The 18,703-nt window shown below is 56.8% G+C and carries 16 protein-coding genes and 1 pseudogene; 8 read left to right on the top strand and 9 right to left on the bottom strand.

Annotated elements, in window-relative coordinates; translation table 11 throughout:
* Positions 1 to 536: 536 nt before the first annotated feature.
* The 3 genes and pseudogenes from yhjD to JZM24_RS06210 form a co-directional block, all read right to left on the bottom strand.
* A pseudogene (gene yhjD / locus JZM24_RS06220) lies at positions 537 to 1,606 on the bottom strand (inner membrane protein YhjD).
* A 181-nt stretch (positions 1,607 to 1,787) separates the two neighbouring features.
* A complete protein-coding gene (gene gorA, locus JZM24_RS06215) occupies positions 1,788 to 3,140 on the bottom strand; it encodes a glutathione-disulfide reductase (RefSeq protein ID WP_215669047.1) in 1,353 nt (450 codons plus the stop codon).
* Positions 3,141 to 3,238: 98 nt separating this feature from the next.
* Positions 3,239 to 4,081 carry a 23S rRNA (adenine(2030)-N(6))-methyltransferase RlmJ gene (locus JZM24_RS06210; RefSeq protein ID WP_215669046.1) on the bottom strand — a complete coding sequence of 281 codons (843 nt, stop codon included), beginning with the start codon at positions 4,079 to 4,081 and terminating at the stop codon, positions 3,239 to 3,241.
* A gap of 845 nt (positions 4,082 to 4,926) precedes the next feature.
* Between JZM24_RS06210 and JZM24_RS06205 the strand changes: the two genes are divergently transcribed.
* A complete protein-coding gene (locus JZM24_RS06205) occupies positions 4,927 to 6,240 on the top strand; it encodes a purine-cytosine permease family protein (protein WP_215669045.1) in 1,314 nt (437 codons plus the stop codon).
* Positions 6,241 to 6,277: 37 nt separating this feature from the next.
* On the opposite strand, the gene JZM24_RS06200 is transcribed toward JZM24_RS06205, so the two are convergent.
* Positions 6,278 to 6,946: a MarC family NAAT transporter gene (locus JZM24_RS06200; protein WP_215669044.1), complete on the bottom strand. Its 669-nt coding sequence runs from the start codon at positions 6,944 to 6,946 to the stop codon at positions 6,278 to 6,280.
* Between the two features lie 178 nt (positions 6,947 to 7,124).
* Between JZM24_RS06200 and JZM24_RS18485 the strand changes: the two genes are divergently transcribed.
* From JZM24_RS18485 to JZM24_RS18475, 3 genes are all read left to right on the top strand, one after another.
* On the top strand, positions 7,125 to 7,583 hold the full coding sequence (locus JZM24_RS18485; RefSeq protein ID WP_246579898.1) for a pyridoxal-phosphate dependent enzyme: 459 nt from the start codon (positions 7,125 to 7,127) through the stop codon (positions 7,581 to 7,583).
* Positions 7,584 to 7,708: 125 nt separating this feature from the next.
* Entirely contained in the window at positions 7,709 to 7,969 is a 261-nt protein-coding gene (locus JZM24_RS18480) for a hypothetical protein (protein ID WP_246579897.1), read from the top strand.
* A 9-nt stretch (positions 7,970 to 7,978) separates the two neighbouring features.
* The gene (locus JZM24_RS18475; protein ID WP_246579896.1) at positions 7,979 to 8,158 is read left to right on the top strand and encodes a hypothetical protein; all 180 of its coding nucleotides are present in this window, start codon (positions 7,979 to 7,981) and stop codon (positions 8,156 to 8,158) included.
* A gap of 208 nt (positions 8,159 to 8,366) precedes the next feature.
* On the opposite strand, the gene JZM24_RS06190 is transcribed toward JZM24_RS18475, so the two are convergent.
* The gene (locus JZM24_RS06190; RefSeq protein ID WP_220098820.1) at positions 8,367 to 8,789 is read right to left on the bottom strand and encodes a DoxX family protein; all 423 of its coding nucleotides are present in this window, start codon (positions 8,787 to 8,789) and stop codon (positions 8,367 to 8,369) included.
* A 272-nt stretch (positions 8,790 to 9,061) separates the two neighbouring features.
* On the opposite strand from JZM24_RS06190, the gene prlC reads away from it, so the two are divergent.
* Both prlC and rsmJ read left to right on the top strand, forming a co-directional pair.
* Positions 9,062 to 11,113 (top strand): oligopeptidase A, encoded by a 2,052-nt coding sequence (gene prlC, locus JZM24_RS06185; protein ID WP_215669043.1) that lies wholly within the window; start codon positions 9,062 to 9,064, stop codon positions 11,111 to 11,113.
* Positions 11,110 to 11,871, top strand: coding sequence for a 16S rRNA (guanine(1516)-N(2))-methyltransferase RsmJ (gene rsmJ / locus JZM24_RS06180; RefSeq protein ID WP_215669042.1), 762 nt, complete (start codon positions 11,110 to 11,112; stop codon positions 11,869 to 11,871). Before prlC ends, rsmJ begins: the two co-directional genes overlap by 4 nt.
* A gap of 209 nt (positions 11,872 to 12,080) precedes the next feature.
* Here the strand turns inward: rsmJ and JZM24_RS06175 are convergent, their stop codons facing one another.
* From JZM24_RS06175 to uspA, 3 genes are all read right to left on the bottom strand, one after another.
* Positions 12,081 to 12,614, bottom strand: coding sequence for an NAD(P)-dependent oxidoreductase (locus tag JZM24_RS06175; RefSeq protein WP_215669041.1), 534 nt, complete (start codon positions 12,612 to 12,614; stop codon positions 12,081 to 12,083).
* 178 nt (positions 12,615 to 12,792) lie between these two features.
* Positions 12,793 to 13,719 carry a LysR family transcriptional regulator gene (locus tag JZM24_RS06170; RefSeq protein WP_215669040.1) on the bottom strand — a complete coding sequence of 309 codons (927 nt, stop codon included), beginning with the start codon at positions 13,717 to 13,719 and terminating at the stop codon, positions 12,793 to 12,795.
* Positions 13,720 to 14,317: 598 nt separating this feature from the next.
* Positions 14,318 to 14,770 carry a universal stress protein UspA gene (gene uspA / locus JZM24_RS06165; RefSeq protein ID WP_215669039.1) on the bottom strand — a complete coding sequence of 151 codons (453 nt, stop codon included), beginning with the start codon at positions 14,768 to 14,770 and terminating at the stop codon, positions 14,318 to 14,320.
* A 442-nt stretch (positions 14,771 to 15,212) separates the two neighbouring features.
* Here uspA and uspB point away from each other — a divergent pair, with 442 nt between their 5' ends.
* Positions 15,213 to 15,545, top strand: coding sequence for a universal stress protein UspB (gene uspB / locus JZM24_RS06160; protein WP_215670026.1), 333 nt, complete (start codon positions 15,213 to 15,215; stop codon positions 15,543 to 15,545).
* Between the two features lie 54 nt (positions 15,546 to 15,599).
* Here the strand turns inward: uspB and pitA are convergent, their stop codons facing one another.
* On the bottom strand, positions 15,600 to 17,174 hold the full coding sequence (gene pitA, locus JZM24_RS06155; RefSeq protein ID WP_215669038.1) for an inorganic phosphate transporter PitA: 1,575 nt from the start codon (positions 17,172 to 17,174) through the stop codon (positions 15,600 to 15,602).
* Between the two features lie 273 nt (positions 17,175 to 17,447).
* Between pitA and JZM24_RS06150 the strand changes: the two genes are divergently transcribed.
* Entirely contained in the window at positions 17,448 to 18,659 is a 1,212-nt protein-coding gene (locus JZM24_RS06150) for a BaiN/RdsA family NAD(P)/FAD-dependent oxidoreductase (RefSeq protein ID WP_215669037.1), read from the top strand.
* Positions 18,660 to 18,703 lie beyond the last annotated feature (44 nt).

Genomic DNA, 18,703 nt, shown 5'->3' with positions numbered 1-18,703 from the left:
CATTTCCCCCCGCCAGCAGCAGATTATGCCTCCTCATGATGTTTCCGCAGGGAAAGCCGCCGGAGAAAGTGTTTGCAGCAGAGTTAATTTCTGTAAAAACCCGTAAGAAAAATTACCCCCTAGCGATAAATGCTGGTTTGTGGTTGTAAATATGTAAAAGTTAGTATAAAACACTGCCGTAACGCTAATCATTTGGCATACTCCGCTGCCGATTAAGGTTACGCCAACATATCCTGCAGGACGATGACGTGCCACCGCCTCCCGGGCGCTTAGCAATAGCGCGGCAGAGCCGTGCGGCGCGGTCTATTGACGCCACCGCATGTTATTTTTCGGCGGCCGGCTTTACCCCAGCGGTGGCGTCTGGCCGCCGGAGCGATGTCTCAGGCGTCGCCGTGCCAATGAGCGGTGGCGTCTGGCCGCCGGAGCGATGTCTCAGTCGTCGCCGTGCCGATGAGCGGTGGCGTCTGGCCGCCGGAGCGATGTCGCAGGCGGCACCGTGCCGATGAGCGGTGGCGTCTCGCCACCGGGGCGGTGGTTCAGGCGTCGCCGTGCCGATGAACGGCGGCATCGTAACCGTTATCGGTCGGGTCGGAGGTTGCGTCCGCCGCGTCCCGGGGGTGACTGTTTTTTTTGGCGTAGTCGGCGGTGCCTATCCAGGCGGCGCAGAACAGCGTCAGCCGGGCAAAGAAATAGAAGAACGCCATCAGCCCGATAACCGAGCCGAAAGCGGCGCCAGAGGGCGATTTGGCCAGCTGGGGTAGCGTCATGGTCATAATGATTTTGATTATCTCGAAACCAAACGCCGCCATCAGCGCCCCGCGGAAAATGGCTTTATTACGCGGCTTGTGACGGGGTATGACCCAAAATATACACAGAAATAACAGGAAGTTAGCTAGCATAGATAGCGTCATGCCCGTCACTACCATCACCGGCCGCAGCCAGGTAACATTATCGAGCCCCATCGCCCTGATAATCTGATCCTGGGCGCCGGCGAAGACTGACGTCAGCGACAGCGTGACAATCAGCGCCACCACCAGACCTATCAGGGAAATCAGATCGCGCAAATATTTCAGGTAAAATTTCTCCTGATCCTGGGGATTGCGTTCCCATTCGTCACGCAGTTGGGCGCGGATAGCCTCTCGCAGGTTGCCCATCCAATTCAGCCCTGAGTAGAGCGCGACCAGCAGACCGGTGATGCCGACCGTGGTGCACTGTTGCACGGCCGTACGCACCGTATTTTTCAGCGTGGTCGCCAGCGTTTGCTCGCTGATACTGTCGGCTATTTTATTAATCAAATCGGTCAGGATATCCGGGTTGGACGCCAGAAAAAAACCGACACCGGCAAACGACACCATCAAAATAGGAATTAAGAAAAGAAAGGAAAATAGGTAATCGCGGCGCCAAACTGGCTCCCCATGCGATCGCTAAAGCGCTCCGCGGCGCGGATCAAATGCGCTACCACCGGATAAGCGCAGATCTTTTCGATCAACCGTCCTGAACGGTGGGCAACCTTATCAATCGACTCATGGCAGGTATGAAGCGTGGTCAGCGGAGTGGTAATTTCCGGTTCCCGGGCGGTCGCGGCATGCGTCTTTTTTTCGGCCATAGTCCCTCTCGAAGTCAGCCCAGCATTAATAGCCCTAATGGAAATAATTATAGCCAATGATCCCGACTGAGGGGCCGGCATCGCGGCAATGTCTTGGCAGTAAGTTCAATTGGCTGCTGGAATGGGGACGGAAAGGGAACACACGGGCGCTGTTGCAGGCCCGTGAGAAATGAAAGATAGCTTAACGCATTGTCACCAGCTCTTCCGCTGCGGTCGGATGGATAGCCACGGTATTGTCAAAATCCTGCTTGGTGGCACCCATTTTGATGGCGACCGCAAAACCCTGCAGCATTTCATCCATGCCAAAACCGATACCATGCAGACCGACAATTTTCTCTTGCGGACCGACACAAACCAGCTTCATACGGCACGGCTGACGATGCCGGGTGACCGCGGTGTACATGGAAGTGAAAGATGTCTGGTAGACGTTGACCTCAGCGTCACCGTACTTCTCCCGGGCCTCTGGCTCAGTCAGACCAATGGCGCCGATAGGGGGATGGCTGAAAACCACCGTCGGGATCAGATCATAGTCCAGATGCTCTTCCGGCTTGTTGTTAAACAAGCGCTCCGACAGCCTGCGACCGGCGGCGACCGCTACCGGCGTTAACTCAACCGCGCCGGTATTATCGCCAACGGCGTAAATACCCGACACATTGGTGTTTTGGTATTTATCTACCTGAATGTGGCCGGTATCGTCGGTTTTTACGCCCGCCGCCGCCAGATTGAGATTATCGGTGGCCGGCTCGCGGCCAATGGCCCAAATCAACGCGTCAACGGTAAATTGCTGTTCATTTTGCAGCGTCAGCGTCAGGCTGCCGTCGGGGTTTTTCGCCACCGATCGCGGCACCGAACCGGTATGAAGCGCCGGCCCTTCTGCCTGCATCACCTCGACCAACGTCTCGACAATCAGCGGATCAAAGCTGCGCAGCGGCGCGTGTTTACGAACAAACAGATGGGTCTTGGCGCCCAGGCCGTTAAGCACACCCGCGATTTCCACCGCGATATAACCGGCGCCTACGACCGCGACGCGTTCCGGCATGGCGTCCAGCGCAAAGAAGCCGTCGGAATCAATGCCATATTCCGCGCCCGGGATAGCCACTTTGCTTGGACGGCCGCCGGTCGCTATTAATATGTGATCGGCGGTGATGCGCTCGCCGTTCACCTCCACGGTATGCGCATCAACAAAACGGGCGAAGCCGTGAATGACATCGACATGATTATTGCCCAGCACCCGTTCGTAGGATTGATGAATGCGATCGATATAGACGCTGCGGCTTTCGACCAAGGTGCGCCAGTCGAATTTGTCGACGGTCGTGCTGAACCCGTAATCGGGCGCATACAGCCTTACCGCCTCGGCAATTTGCGCGGCGTGCCACATCACTTTTTTTGGAACGCAACCCACGTTGACACAGGTGCCGCCAAGGTATTTGGCTTCAATCAGCGCACATTTACGGCCGTACTGGGCAGCGCGATTAGTTGACGCAATGCCGCCGCTGCCGCCGCCGATAGTGAGGTAATCGTAATGTCGGGTCATTCGGGCGTTTCCTTCAGCAAAATCGTTGGCACAAGTGTAACGTGCAAACGCCCGTTGTCGCAAAGATTGCGTCAATCCCTATGATAGGCGGGGCGCCGTTACTCCGGCACTAGCCAGCGCGCGAAAGCGTGGCCCTGGCCGGTGGGGACCAGCGTCTGATGCAGCCAGGGTAATAAGGCATTCATTTGCTGTTCCAGTTTCCAGGGGGGATTGACGACAATCATGCCGGAGGCGGTCATGCCGCGCCGATCGCTATCGGGACGGACCGCCAGCTCAATGTGCAGAATTCGCCGAATGCCGCTTCGCTCCAGCGCCGACAGCGTGCGCTTCACCTGCTGGCGCAGCACCACCGGATACCACAGCGCATAGACGCCGGTGGCGAAACGCTTGTAGCCTTCCTGAATAGCGCTGACCACGTCCTGATAATCCGTTTTCATTTCATAAGGCGGATCGATCAGTACCACGCCGCGCCGGGATGCCGGCGGCAATTGGGACTTGAGCTGCTGATAGCCGTCCGCCCGCAGTACCGTGGTGCGGGCATCTTTGTGAAATTCGCTGCGCAGCAGCGGATAGTCGCTGACGTGCAGCTCGGTCAAATGGAATTTATCCTCGTCGCGCAGCAGTTGGCGGGCCAACAGGGGCGAACCGGGATAATAGCGTAGCTGCCCGGTGCGGTTGAAATGACGGATGACGTCGAGATAAGGCGACAGCAGAGCCGGCACATCGTCACGCTGCCAAATCCGGGCGATGCCTTCCAGGAATTCGCCGGTGCGCTCGGCATTTTCACCGGAAAGCAGATAGCGGCCCGCGCCAGCATGGCTGTCCAAATAAAGGAAAGATTTTTCCTTTTCTTTCATCGCGCTCAGGATGAGGCTAAGCACGGTATGTTTAAGCACATCGGCGTGGTTACCGGCATGGAAGCTGTGGCGATAGCCGAGCATAGGTTTGATATCTACTTAATAAATAATGTTATTTTAGGATGCTGATGCCGTGATTTGCTCATGTTACCCGCGTATCTATTCGGAGCCAACGCATCTGACTCAGAGCAAAGAAAAGCATATGAACAATATCTCAGACGGAGGATTATATCAGGATGCGGACGCAATGGGTTAAATCCATCCCGACGCCGCAACGCACAGGCCGCCAGGGGTTCTGATTCGTGCCGCTATTTTCGATTATTGTTGACTGCGGATGACGTTTCGCCCCAGACAACCGCCACGTGCAAGATAAGCTAAACATCCGGCGAAAAGAATGAAGAGATGTAAAAAGGGCGCGTTTCAAGGCGTTTCGCGCACCAGGTTACCGGTTACCACCATTATTATCCCCAGACGGGCGGCACAGTGATAGTCTGAATCCACTGCCGTAAAAGTGAATCGGTCACTCAGCGAGGCGGCTGCGATAGCGCCGGAAAACCGGTAGCGGAGGCGGGTTCCCCATGCCCGGCGGGGCGAATGACGCATGGCCAAGCGCCAGCTTGTCAGTTCGGTGGCGTTTGTCGCTAAAGCGCCTGCGGCCCGGTGGCTTGATGTGCCCGTAGCCTTCGGCTTTAACGGCGCCGCCGGTGAGAAGGGTGATAACTGAAATAGGCATTATCTATTTTTAAATAAATAATACAGCAGTGCGTTAAGCTGGAAATACGGCAGTTATTGAAATGCTCATTGATGTGTTTTATTATATTCCTGTCGTCGATTCAGATTTGAATCATTCTATATTCATATTATTTAGTGCATGAAAGCCCTATCCGCGCCAGGAAATGACGCGGCAATAAATAACAAGGAGAAGTATTATGCAGGGAGCAGAGACGAATAAAAATGACCATGCCTATAACCGGGTGCCGGCAACGGCCCGGGCGAGTCTGTTGAATGCCACGTTAGTGCGAATGGGCGTGATGACGTCCTTATCGCAATTTATGGTTGGCGCGACGCTCGGCCATAGTATGAGTTTTGGGCAGGCCATGCTGGCGACGGTGCTGGGTAGTCTGTTGTTGGAACTGGTAAGTCTGGGAATGGGACTGGCCGGGATGAGTGAGGGTTTATCTACCAGCCTGCTGGCCCGCTGGTGCGGATTTGGCCGTATCGGCTCGTGCCTTATCGGCGTGTTTATCGCCTTAAGCCTAATTGGCTGGTTTGGCGTGCAAAATTCCGTGCTGGCGGACGGATTACTGCATGTTTCACAAGGAACACTCAATTTTACCGCCGCCGCCATTTTATCTGGATTGAGCATTACACTATTAGTGTTATACGGGTTTTCCGCCTTAAGCTGGACGGCGAAAATATCAGTGCCGTTGTTTTTCTTGGTGGTGGTGTATATTCTTTATGATATCGTCAGCGGCCCAGATGTGCTTAATTTTCTGGATGGACAGCCTAATGGGCCGGCGATGTCGTTAAGTCAGGGGGCGACCATGGTGGCCGGCGGATATATTGTCGGCGCGCTGATTTCTCCCGATATTTGCCGCTATTGTAAAAATAAAAATCACGTTTTATTTATGGTGACTTCTTCTATTATTGTGGGTGAAATAATCATAAATTGCCTGTCCGTTATTGTCGCCCATACGCTTGGAACGGCGGACGTGGTCACCATTATGACCCACAGCGCCGGCGGGATTGGTCTGGTTACCGTGATCCTCTCCGCCATAAAAGTGAATGACGTCAATTTATACTCTGCCAGCCTTGGCATGGCAACCGCGCTGGATGCGTTAACCCATCGTAAATGGCGCTACCGCTGGTTGACGCTGATTCTGGGACTGACCGGCACCGCACTATCGGTGATGGGTATTATTGCCCATTTTATCGACTTTCTCATTTTGCTGGGCGTGCTGTTCCCGCCCATTGCCGGCGTCATGCTGGTGGATTACTACGTGCTGCGCACCCATCGCGCGCTGCTTGATGCGACCCGCGCACGCCACGTTCTGCCCGATGCGGCGACGACGCCGGGCATCGGCTGGCCGGCCATGGCGGCCTGGCTGGGCGGCAGTACGGTGGGCCTCACCTGCCAACTGTGGATCCCGTCACTGAATGCATTGCTGGCGGGCTGCCTGTTCTACTGGCTGATGGCGCAGGCGAAACAGAGGATAACGGGCCGCTGCCGGTCTGATGGCTAAGCACCGGCGCGCCAGGGCAGGGGCGTCGGCGACGGTATCAGGCGTGGTAATCGGCGATGATCTCCAGCACGCCATTGATAACGAACTGGACGCCCATACACACCAGCAGAAACCCCATCAGCCGTGAAATCGCTTCAATACCGCTGGCGCCGACCACATGCATAATGGCGCCTGAACTGCGCAGCGCTATCCAGACAACCACGCTGATGGTCAAAAAAACCAGTACCGGGGCGAGCGTGGTGACCCAGGGGGAAAAATGGACGTCTTCGTTGACGGTCGAAACCCAACTGATGATCATGGCGATGGTGCCCGGTCCCGCCGTGCTCGGCATGGCCAGCGGCACGAAAGCGATATTGGTGGATTTATGCTTATGCATCTCGCGTGCCTTGCTTTCGGCAATGCCTGGATCGTCATCGGTCTGCGCGGGAAACAGCATGCGAAACCCGATAAAGGAGACGATAAGCCCGCCGGCGATACGAAGCCCCGGGATAGAGATACCAAAAGTATTCATCACCAGCGTACCAGCATAGAAGGCGACCATCATAATGGCGAAGACATAGACCGACGCCAGACGGGCCTGCTGGTTTCGTTCCGCCGCGGTCATGTTTTTACTGAGGCTGAGGAACAGCGCTACGGTGGTGAGTGGATTCACTAACGGCAGCAGTACCATCAGACCCAAGCCGATGGTTTTGAAAAGTTCAAACATACGCGCGGTCTCCAGCCCGGTTTTTTCCGGCCGCCAGGGCATTAAAACTGGCGGCCGGAAAGCAATAAGTCATTAATTTTACAGGCATTGACCCTCTCTAGCCAACTGATAAATTGTCAGTACACATAACAAGAATGGTTCAGTCACTTTCGCCCAGCTCCACAGCCAAGGAAAGCACATGAATTTTGCATTGTTCAATTCCCTTAACGGTGCGCCTGATCCCACTCGTGCGCTCAGCTTGTTCCCCGCGTTAAATTCCTTTTATCAGGCATTGGGCAATACACCCTTACAACCGGTGCCCGGCCCGGCGGGGGGCGGCCGTATTCTGGCGAAGTTCGAGTTCGTCAATCCGTTCGGCTCGGTGAAAGATCGCGCGGCGTTCGGCATGTTCTGTGAGGCTATCAATCAACATGATTTTAGCCGCGCACCGCTGAAACTGTTGGACGCTTCTGGCGGTAATATGGGCAAAGCCCTGGCGAAACTGGGCCAGCTGTACGGCATTCCGATACATTTGATCATCCCCGATAGTTCACCGCCGCCGCTGGTGGATTTTCTGCGCGACGCCTGCGCGGAGCTAAGCACCGTAGAAAGCCGCTTTTTCCTGCTGGGACTTATCAGAGCCGCGCCCAGGCGATAGGTTTGCACGATCCCGGCTGGACACTGCTGTCACAACATCTGGATTTGGTGAATGTGGCGATTCATCAATACCAGACCGGGCAGTAAATTCGCCGTCAACTGGCGGCTGAGAAAGCGGACGGTTGGGTGGCGGCAGTCGTGACCGGTGGTACCTTGAGCGGCGTCTATGCCGCACTGGTTAAGGACAATCCAGCGCTAAGGGTGCTCGGCAAGACGCCTAGCGAATTGCCGTTTGGTACCTATGATCCGCCTAATGATTGCGATAAATTCGGTGGCGCGGGCGGGATGGGTTTTGGTTTCCGACAACCCTTTCTCGCCCATGTGGGGCTGGAGCATGTTCCGTTCAAAGAGGTCAGTTGGCAGGCATCGTTAAGCGCGATGTATTAGTTTCATCGTTTGACCGGTGTCCGTATTGGCGCGTCCGCCGCCGCCAACTGGCGCTGCGCCTATGAGCTGGCGCAAGAGATGACCCCGGCGCAGTGCGTCATTACGCTGTTCGCCGATGCCGGCAGCGACGCCGAGCGTGACCGGGGAGAGCAGTATTTCCACGCGCTGGGTGCGCTGCATCCGGTTTAGGCGGCGGTACCGTCGCGGGTGCGCCGGCATAAATTGCCCTTCGCGGCGTTGCGGCCATCGATTAGCTTTCCTGCGCCGTCGCCAGTAAGGCTTCACGCCTGCTTACCGCGGCCGGTTGTCCCTCATCGGTTTTAGCGCTAACGGTTGCCTCTCATCGTCTCTTTGTAGCGGCCAGCACTCCGCGCCCCTGATGCGGGGTGGTAGCACGCTATCGCCAGGCGGGATTGCTCATCACGCTATAGCGGCCACAGCCCAGCAGCGCGATCGCGAGCCCGGCAAAAAGATAGACCGCAATATTTTCCAGTCCCCAGGCGCCCACGTTCGTCAGGGTAAAAATGATGCCGGGTTCGGTAATCAGCCAGGCAAACAGCATGGTGAAGGCGAAGATCAGTGCCGCCGGCCGCACCAGAATGCCGAAAATAAACATCAGCGGTACAATGATTTCACCCAGGAACACCCCATAAGCGACGATGGCGGGCATTCCATGGGCCTGAACCATCCCGATGATGCCATTGATGCCGAACAGCAGTTTATGGATGCCGTGAAACAACATCATGGCGCCAAAGGTAAACCGCAGCAGCAATTTCCCCAGATCCGGCTTATCCAGCATTCGGTTAAAGGCAGTTAGCATGATGATACCCGTCCTCAGAAATAGGTGGTGAGTGATTAACTGTTAATAATAACTATTCAATACCTTATTACTGAATATTTATCCGCACCAGATCAAGCAATTAATCGCTAATCCAGACCCGTTTGCCGGAAATCGTCAGCGCATCAACTCTTAGGCAGCGTAAGCGGAGGGAAAATGACCGGTCGCGTCGCACGGCGGCCGTTACACTTCGCTCGCCATTGAGTTATCCTCATGTTAATCCTATTGGCTTTCACGAACATCAGGACTGCGCTATGACTAATTCGTTACTGACCTCGTTTTCCTTGCCCCCTTTTGCCGCTCTTCGTCCTGAGCACGTCGTGCCGGCGGTGAAAGCCGCGCTTGAGCACTGTCGCCACACCGTTGAGGAGGTCGTGGCGCAGCCCGGTCCGTTCACCTGGGAGACTCTCTGCCAACCGCTGGCGGACGCTGATGACCGTTTGAGCCGGATTTGGTCGCCGGTGGGCCATTTAAATGCGGTGAAGAACAGTCAGGAATTGCGCGAAGCCTATGAACAGAGCTTGCCGCTGCTGTCTGAGTACAGCACTTGGTTAGGGCAACATAACGGTTTGTATCAAGCCTATCGTAATCTGCGCGACGGCCAACACTATGTGCAGCTGAGCGTGGCGCAGAAGAAAGCGGTGGATAATGCGCTGCGCGATTTTGAATTGTCCGGTATTGGCTTGCCGGCGGAAAAACAGCAGCGCTATGGGCAAATCGTCGCCCGTTTGTCGGAGCTAGGGTCGGCCTACAGCAATAACGTGCTGGACGCCACCATGGGCTGGAGCAAGTTGATAACCGATGAGCAGGAATTGGCCGGCATGCCCGAAAGCGCCCTTGCCGCCGCCCGCGCCCAGGCGCAGGCCCGCGAGCAGGAGGGCTGGTTACTGACGCTCGATATCCCTAGCTATTTTCCGGTGCTCAACTATTGCGATAACGCCGCGCTACGTGAGGAGCTTTACCGTGCCTATAACACCCGCGCCTCCGATCAGGGGCCGGATGCCGGCAAATGGGATAACGGCCCCATCATGAGCGAAATTCTGGCGCTGCGCCATGAGCTGGCGCAACTGCTGGGCTTCAACAGCTATGCCGATAAATCCCTGGCCACCAAAATGGCGCAGGATCCGCGGCAGGTGCTGTATTTTCTCACCGATCTGGCCAGGCGCGCGCGCCCACAGGGCGAGCAGGAGCTGGCGCAGCTGCGCGCCTTCGCGCAACGCCACTTCTACCGCGATAGGCTGGATCCGTGGGATATCGCTTATTACGGCGAAAAACAAAAACAGCACCTGTTTTCGATCAACGATGAACAATTGCGTCCCTATTTCCCTGAACCGCGGGTCGTCAGCGGCCTGTTCGAGGTGGTCAAACGTATTTACGGCATCACCGCTAAAGAGCGCACCGATGTCGATACCTGGCATCCCGAGGTGCGTTTCTTCGATCTGTTTGATGAGCACGGCGAACTGCGCGGCAGTTTTTACCTTGACCTGTACGCCCGCGACAATAAACGCGGCGGCGCCTGGATGGATGACTGTGTCGGCATGATGCGTAAGGCCGATGGCGAACTGCAAAAACCGGTGGCTTATCTCACCTGCAACTTTAACCGCCCGATAAACGGTAAACCGGCGCTTTTTACCCATAATGAGGTGACCACGCTGTTCCATGAGTTCGGGCATGGGCTGCACCATATGCTGACCCGTATTGACACGCCCGGGGTGGCTGGCATCAGCGGCGTACCTTGGGATGCTGTGGAACTGCCGAGCCAGTTTATGGAGAATTATTGCTGGCAGCCTGAAGCGCTGGCGTTTATTTCGGGCCATTATGAAACCGGCGAGCCGCTGCCCGATACGCTCTTGAACAAGCTGTTGGAAGCAAAAAATTATCAGGCGGCGCTCTTTATTCTGCGCCAACTGGAATTCGGCCTGTTTGATTTCCGCATGCATTACCAATGCCAGCCTGAGCAGGGCGCGCGCGTGCTCGACACTCTGGCGGAGGTGAAAAAACAGGTGGCGGTGGTACCGACCGTGCCGTGGGGACGATTCCCCCACGCCTTCAGCCATATTTTCGCCGGTGGTTATGCGGCGGGGTATTACAGCTATTTGTGGGCGGATGTGCTGGCGGCGGATGCCTGGTCGCGTTTCGAGGAGGAGGGGATATTCAACCGGGATACCGGCGAATCGTTCCTCGATACCATCCTTTCCCGCGGCGGTTCCGAAGAGCCGATGGTGCTTTTTGCCCGTTTCCGCGGCCGCGAGCCGCAGTTGGACGCCATGCTGCGCCATTACGGCATTCGGGAATATGGGGCTTGAGCACGGTCTTTTTGAGCAGTGAGGCCGGCATCGACCCCCAATCTTTGCAGGCGCTGGCCGCGCGCTGGGGGTTGAAAAGCGATCCCCAGGCCGCCTTGGCGCTGGTCATGACCTCCGAACGGGTGGAATTGCGTAAACGGGACGAGCCCAAATTAGGCGCTGTCGCCGTGGATTTCGTCACCGGCGCCATGGCGCATCGGCGCCGCTACGGCGGCGGGCGCGGTGAGGCGGTGGCCAAGGCGGTGGGCATCAAGGGTCAATGGTTGCCGGACGTGTTGGACGCCACCGCCGGTCTGGGTCGCGATGCTTTTGTGCTCGCCTGTTTGGGCTGCCGGGTGCGGATGTTTGAGCGTCATCCGGTCGTGGCGGCGCTGTTGGAAGATGGTCTGCGCCGCGCTTATGCCGATCCTGAGTTAGGCCCGTGGCTTGCGCCGCGTTTGACGCTGCATCACGGCTCCAGCCTGAGCGCGCCGGCGCAGTTGCACCCTGCGCCGGATGTGGTGTATCTCGATCCGATGTTTCCGCACCGGCAAAAAAGCGCGCTGGTGAAAAAGGAGATGCGGTTATTTCAACTGCTAGTGGGGGCCGATGAGGATGCCGACGGGCTATTAGCGCCCGCGCTGGCGTTGGCGCGGCGCCGTGTGGTGGTAAAAAGGCCCGACTATGCGCCGCCGCTGGCGGGCGTGCCGGCGCAGTCTGCTATTACCACTAAGAACCATCGTTTTGATCTTTATCCGTCACAGACGTCCTCGCCGTAGGGTAACGACTGAGGGCGAAAGACGCCGCGGAATTAGCGTGACGTCAAAGAACATCCCTGCGACGCGCTGGGTGCCGGGGCATGCCCGGTCGAATATCGCTGAGCAATCCTGCGGGCGGGCTAAGGTAAAAGTGATGCGGCGTGCGGGCGATAACATCGCGGCGGCTAAAAGCCGCCGCAATCGTTTGCTTTAATGGCAATAATCAAGCGTTAATTCAGCTTATAGCTGTTTGCGCCTGTGCCGGCCAGACCGCCACCGTCGACAATCAAATACGCCTTGCGGATCGGCGTGCCGTCAAAAAAGTTTTGCAGAATTTCTAATGTTCCCGCTGCGTATCGCGCCTGCGCCGATAAAGAAGAACCTGCAATATGCGGCGTCATGCCCTGGTGCGGCATGGTGCGCCAAGGGTGATCACCCGGTGCCGGTTGGGGAAACCATACATCGCCGCCGTAGCCAGCCAATTGCCCCGAGTTCAATGCACGGCTGATGGCGTCGCGGTCACACAGTGCGCCGCGCGCGGTATTGACCAGATAGGCCCCACGCTTGAATTGCGCTAGAAACGCGTCGTTGACGAAACCCTGCGTTGCAGGATAGAGCGGCGTCTGCAGGTTGACGACGTCGCAAACCCTGACCAAGGATTCGGGCGAGTCATGGTAAGTCAGGCCGAGTTCTTGCTCTAATCTCACCGGCAGTCGGTGCGGATTGGCCGCCCGGATAGGTGAGGATCGTCGGCAGAGTGTCACGGGCGTAAACCGGGGGAAAGCCGGTTATCGGATCGGGGTAAAGTACACATAATATTTTCGACATCGTCCATCCTTAGGCTAATGAAGCGCTTAACATTCATTGCTATTGCGCTATCCACTTTGCGCCTTGACCTCCCCCCCGTCTAATCGATTGCTGGCATCGGTTGATAGAGACAAACTATCTGCCGTTACGGGTCATCGCCTGGTCCAGTGCATGCTGGAGATCCAAGGGCGGCGTCGTGGCCCAAATGCCGCACAGCAGCGCTGGCTGAATGTCTTGTCGCAAGCGCAGTAAGCTTATTTCCGGCCCCGGCACGGGTTGCGGCATGATGGAATGAACGGCGATGTCATGAGTGATAAAACAGGTGGGTATCGCGCTAATGGGGGCAATGCTGGCAACCTGTCCGCGGCTTACCATCTCATACAACAGGTCGAGGGTATTGGTTTCAACCACTACCGAGGGGCTGACGCCCGCCTGCTGAAAGGCATATTCGACGATCCGGCGGTTCTGCATGTCGTGGTTGAAGAGACACAGAGGTAATTGCCCCACCTCTGCCCAGCTGTAAATTTTTTGGTCAGCTGTCGGGGCGCCGGCGCCGGTCAGAAGCACGATTCGCTCGGTGAACAGCGGCAGGGTTTCATAGACCGCGGCAGGGCACTGCTCCGTGTAGGCGATGCCGACGTGCAACTCATGCTTTTTCAGCCGGCTCAATATTTCACGGGTGCTCAAAGCAAACACCTTCAGACTCAGCCGGGGAATTTCACGGCGGTATGCGTCGATCAACAGGAAAACCACGCGCACAGCTGAAGGCACGATGCCCATCTCCAACACGCCTCCCGCCACCGTTTGTGCCAGAGCGGCTTCCTGTTTCAGACCATCCAGAGAGGCCAGCGTGTGTCTGGCCCAGGCCAGCACCCGTGCGCCCTCTGGCGTGAAACCCTGAAAGTGATGATCGCGCTGGATGATAGTGATACCGAGTTCTTGCTCCAACTGGCGGATAGCGGCAGACAAGGACGGCTGAGAGACACAACAATGCTCTGCGGCTTGTGCAAAATGGCGGTGCTCTGCCAGCGCTATCAGGTAATTGAGCTGTCGAATGAACATAGCGTAATTCCTTTTGTTAAAGCGATCCCTGTGAAGCATTTTCGCCTGATGCGAAGGGTCCGGCCCTGGCGTGCCATAACGACGCCGGCATGACAATTGAGGCGTGCGCCGAGGTGCTGGTTCCTCAAGCCTGAATTTTACTAGTCATAACCCTGCAAGAAAGAGTGTCGGGACGTTCGCTGACGTGCTTGTTCCTCAAGCCCGCACAGCCGCAACAGCCGTTTTGCAGAGCCTAAATAGCGGACAATGCCTGCCATTGAGCGGCAAGATGGATGGCATGAGTGGCAGCCTGACGCTGCCGTTGAACGGAATGCGCGGAGAGTAACAAGGGTGATACCTTTTTAGGGTGGTCGCTAACCCGTCTGGCGAAAATAACTTCGCCGCCACATACCCAGCGTGGGCCAATGCGCTGAGGCTGAGCAAGGCCCCGCCGTCAGACAAAGTGCTTACAGCGGCGACAGGCTGGCGCCGGGCAAAGTGCTCACGGTGCAACAGGCTTACACCAGGCAAAGCAGTGCGCGACTCTCAAGTCTACGCCTTGCTCTGCCCGGCGCTTACTGCTTCTATATCGCCGTTTTATCCTCGCACGCCGGGCAGGTCAGGCGATATCATCCATGTCTTCTTCATCGTCGCTGAGCGGGACGATCAACATATCCACATGGACCGTGTTGATGAGCTGGCGCGCGGAAGACATCAGCTTACTCCAGAAGTCCTGGTGATGGCCGCACAGCACGAGACCCACGTCGTATTTGTTGATGGCGTCCACCAGCACCTGGCCCAGATCGCCACTGCCGCTCAGCGTTTCGGTAATCGGATAGCCGGCGTTTTGCGACAGCTGGGTCATGGCATGCTGCGTTTCTTCAGATATGCGCTTTTGCATATCGCCGAGATTGACGTCGATAAGACCGGTATAGAGGTCGGAGTAATTGACGTCAACGTGGATCAGGGAAACTTTGGCGTTATAAGGTCTGGCCATTGATACGGCTTTTTCGACCAGCACGTTACTTTCCGGTGAAAGGTCAACGGCTATCAGGATGTGTTTGTAAGCCATAATCAGACTCCTTGCAAAATGTCACTCGTCTATTCTCGTCGCAATATGCGACCCCGGCGACAGCGGACGCACTATCTCCAGTCTTGGTGTCCCTCTTTCAGTATAGCCGTACTCGCCCGCGGAACGAAGCGGCTGACCTGCGCAACTGCGAGAAGGGTCACGATATCTTCCCCCGATCAGGCCGACGGTGCTCACTAAACGCGAGGGTAAAACTTTTTTGCGAAAATGCATAATTTCTGTCGCTTCGGTTGGCGGCTTTTGTCAAAATTTTTCTACACTGAACAGTATGCCATCTCACAGTTCTCTTCCGCGCCGCTCGCATGCGCATAGCAACAAACTTCAGATGGTCTGTCAGTCGTGAGCTTACACATGTCGGTTATAACCGTTGTCGTACCGCGGACGTCGGGCATTGTGGCGGTTTTGGATGTTGCCGGGAGGACTCATCATGAACACTGTTGCGCTGTTCTGGGCTTTATGTGTCGTATGCCTGATTAATATGGCTCGTTATTATTCTTTGCGAGCGTTGCTGGTGGTGCTGCGCGGCTGCGATCCGCTGCTATACCAATATGTCGACGGTAGCGGTTTCTTTACCGCCCATGGCCAGCCCGGCAAGCAGTTGCGACTGGTGCGCTACATTTTTGCCCAGCGCTATCTGGATCATCACGACCCGGAATTCATCCGCCGCTGTGAGCGTGTGCGCGGGCAATTTATGCTGACCAGCGCACTATGCGGGCTCATCGCGGTCAGCCTCATCGCCCTGGCTATCTGGCATTGAGCGCCAGGCAAAAAAAAGACGGCCGGCTGGCCGTCTTGTTGCGTGCGGCGCTGGTTAGATAAGTTTTAGCGCCAGCCAGTACAGGCTACCGGCCAGAATAATCGCCACCGGCAGCGTCAGTACCCAGGCCAACAGGATGTTTTTCACGGTCTTGCCCTGCACACCGCCGCCATCCACCAGCATGGTACCGGTCACTGCGGACGACAGCACGTGGGTGGTGGAAACCGGCATGCCGGTATAGCTGGCAACGCCGATGGACACCGCCGCCGTCATCTGGGCCGACAGCCCCTGGGCATAGGCCATGCCTTTCTTACCGATTTTCTCGCCGATGGTCGTGGCCACCCGACGCCAGCCCGCCATGGTGCCCAGCGAAAGCGCCAGCGCTACGGCGATGATGATCCACATCGGCGCGTACTCTACCGTATACAGTAGATCCTGACGAAGGTTCGACAAGAAGCGTTTATCTGCAGAAGGGGTTTCCGGCAGCTTCGCCACTTTATCGGCGGTGTCGGCAATGCACATCAGCAGGCGCCGTACGTGAGAGCGCTGATCGGCGTTGAGGGTTTCATAGCTGTCCAGATTGCCCAACAGCAGCGAGGCGCGATTGATGGCGAACAGCGCCCGGGACAGGTCGCAATGAAACTCGTGTGGCGGGGAGGCATCCCCTTGTTCCAGCCGCTGGCCATCGGCTATCGGCGCGCCGCTGGCGACAGGGGGGATGGCGGGAACGGCATTTTGCGCGGCCGGCGGCGGCACAGGCTGTTCATCCGGGCCGACGACATGGGTGAACGCGCCGGGGTGCTGGGTATAATATTGTTGCAGATGATTCACCGCATCGCGGGTGCGGCTGATGTCGTAGCCGCTGGCATTCATATTGACTACAAATCCCGCCGGCGCAACGCCTATTAGCACCAGCATGATAAGCCCGATACCTTTCTGCCCGTCGTTGGCGCCATGGGAAAAACTCACGCCGGCGGCGGAGAAAATCAGGGCGATACGGGTCCAAAACGGCGGTTTACGCTTGCCGTCCTTTTTCTCCCGCTCCGCCGGCGTCAGATGGATGCGGCGGCGTTTTTTGGTATTGCTCCAGTAGTGGCGCAGAACAAACACCATCGCCCCCGCCAGCACCAATCCCACTAGCGGAGAAATAATCAGCGACAGGAAGATTTCAATCAATTTGGGGATATTCAGCGCCTGGACCACTGAGCTGTCGCTGACCAATGCGTTGGTCAGACCGATGCCGATAATCGCGCCGATCAGAGTGTGCGAGCTAGAGGCCGGCAGGCCGAAATACCAGGTTCCAAGGTTCCACAAAATCGCCGCCAGCATCATGGAGAACATCATCGCCAGGCCGTGGGCCGAACTGACATTAAGCAACAGGTCGGTCGGCAACAGATGAACGATGGCATAGGCCACGCTCAAGCCACCCATCAGTACCCCGAGGAAATTAAACACCCCGGACATGGCGACCGCCAGTTGCGAGCGCAGTGCGCGGGTGTAGATGACGGTGGCCACCGCGTTGGCCGTATCATGAAAGCCATTAATGGCCTCATAAACCAAGACAAAAATTAATGCGAGCACCAACATTAAACCGGTATGGAATTCCAGGCCGGTGAATAGATGTAGCATAGAGAGTTACGCCATTGTTTGGACATGAACGGGCCGCATTATCTGCGACAAGAGGGCCAGGGGAAAAGGAAAATATGACCTTTTTTTGATATTCTTGCTGCCGGCAGACAGGCATTCACCCCTATAAACTTTCAAATTCAGCAAGATACGCTTTTTTACCCAATCTAGCATTTTGTTACCATAGCATTGTCATGTCAGGCCCATTACAATCGGGCCGCTGTGTTAAGCCCGCCCGGTCGGGTCGCCCATTTAGAGTATAGGCAGAGTGACATAATGGCAGAGAAGTTTGAGGTGGTTGTTATCGGCGCCGGCGCGGCGGGCATGTTTTGCGCCGCCCAGGCGGGCCAATCGGGCCGCCGTGTGCTGTTGTTGGATAACGGCAAAAAACCCGGCCGCAAGATTCTGATGTCGGGCGGCGGACGCTGTAATTTTACCAACCTCTATATCGAGCCGGCCGCCTATCTGTCGCAAAACCCCCATTTCTGCAAATCGGCGCTGGCCCGCTATAGCCAATGGGATTTTATCGATCTGGTGCAGCGCCACGGCATTGCCTGGCATGAAAAGACCCTCGGCCAGCTGTTTTGTGATGATTCCGCGCAGCAGATTGTTGATCTCCTGTTGGCGGAGTGCCGGCTGGGACAGGTCACACTGCGTCTGCGCAGCGAAGTGCTGACGGTCGCCAGGCAATACGGTGGTTTTCGGCTGACGCTGCCGCAGGGGGAGATTTTCACCTCTGCGCTGGTGATCGCTACAGGCGGGCTGTCGATGCCCGGCCTGGGGGCGACGCCGTTTGGTTACCGTCTTGCCCAGCAGTTCGGGCTGGCGGTGATTCCCACGCGGGCGGCGCTGGTGCCCGTTACGCTGCATAAACCGCTGCTGGATTCGCTGGCGATGCTGGCGGGCGTCGCGGTGCCGGCTGTCGTCAGCGCCGAAGATGGCACCCGTTTTCGCGAAAACATCCTTTTTACCCACCGCGGACTGTCCGGCCCGGCGATATTGCAGATTTCCAGCTTTTGGCAGACGGGCGAGTTCTTGACCCTCAATTTACTGCCGGAGGTGGCATTGTCGTCCTTCCTCAGCGAGGAAACCGCCGCCCATCCCAACCAAAGCCTGAAAAATACCCTGGCGAAGCTGTTGCCGCGTCGGCTAGTGGATTGTTGGCACCAGTTGTACGACATTCCCGATATCAGCCTGAAACAGCTGACCCCGCGCCTGACGGCGCAATGGGTGTTGCCGCTGCAGCAGTGGCGAGTGCAACCCAACGGTACTGAAGGCTACCGCACCGCCGAAGTAACGCAAGGCGGCGTCGATACCCGCGGTCTGTCTTCCAAAACGCTGGCGTGCAACGACGTCCCGGGGCTGTATTTCATTGGCAAAGTGGTGGATGTTATCGGCTGGCCCAGGCGTCCCATTGACGCCGTCGGGCAGATAACGCGTTGCCCCGCCACGCCGCTGATTACGCGCCAAGCACTGGGCAAGCGCTAGCTGCCGGCGATGGTCTGTTGCCAGCGCTCAGTCATGGTCGCACG

Source organism: Candidatus Sodalis endolongispinus, assembly GCF_018777395.1.
GTDB lineage: Bacteria > Pseudomonadota > Gammaproteobacteria > Enterobacterales > Enterobacteriaceae > Sodalis_B > Sodalis_B endolongispinus.
The sequence above is the reverse complement of the archived record's forward strand: the minus strand, read 5'-3'. Positions and strand labels throughout refer to the sequence as shown.

Excerpts from the sequence above, each read along its gene's own strand:
- gorA (WP_215669047.1), bottom strand. The coding sequence starts at position 3,140 with ATGACCCGACATTACGATTACCTCACTATCGGCGGCGGCAGCGGCGGC.
- JZM24_RS06210 (WP_215669046.1), bottom strand. The coding sequence starts at position 4,081 with ATGCTCGGCTATCGCCACAGCTTCCATGCCGGTAACCACGCCGATGTG.
- JZM24_RS06205 (WP_215669045.1), top strand. The coding sequence starts at position 4,927 with ATGCAGGGAGCAGAGACGAATAAAAATGACCATGCCTATAACCGGGTG.
- JZM24_RS06200 (WP_215669044.1), bottom strand. The coding sequence starts at position 6,946 with ATGTTTGAACTTTTCAAAACCATCGGCTTGGGTCTGATGGTACTGCTG.
- JZM24_RS18485 (WP_246579898.1), top strand. The coding sequence starts at position 7,125 with ATGAATTTTGCATTGTTCAATTCCCTTAACGGTGCGCCTGATCCCACT.
- JZM24_RS06190 (WP_220098820.1), bottom strand. The coding sequence starts at position 8,789 with ATGCTAACTGCCTTTAACCGAATGCTGGATAAGCCGGATCTGGGGAAA.
- prlC (WP_215669043.1), top strand. The coding sequence starts at position 9,062 with ATGACTAATTCGTTACTGACCTCGTTTTCCTTGCCCCCTTTTGCCGCT.
- JZM24_RS06170 (WP_215669040.1), bottom strand. The coding sequence starts at position 13,719 with ATGTTCATTCGACAGCTCAATTACCTGATAGCGCTGGCAGAGCACCGC.
- uspA (WP_215669039.1), bottom strand. The coding sequence starts at position 14,770 with ATGGCTTACAAACACATCCTGATAGCCGTTGACCTTTCACCGGAAAGT.
- pitA (WP_215669038.1), bottom strand. The coding sequence starts at position 17,174 with ATGCTACATCTATTCACCGGCCTGGAATTCCATACCGGTTTAATGTTG.
- JZM24_RS06150 (WP_215669037.1), top strand. The coding sequence starts at position 17,448 with ATGGCAGAGAAGTTTGAGGTGGTTGTTATCGGCGCCGGCGCGGCGGGC.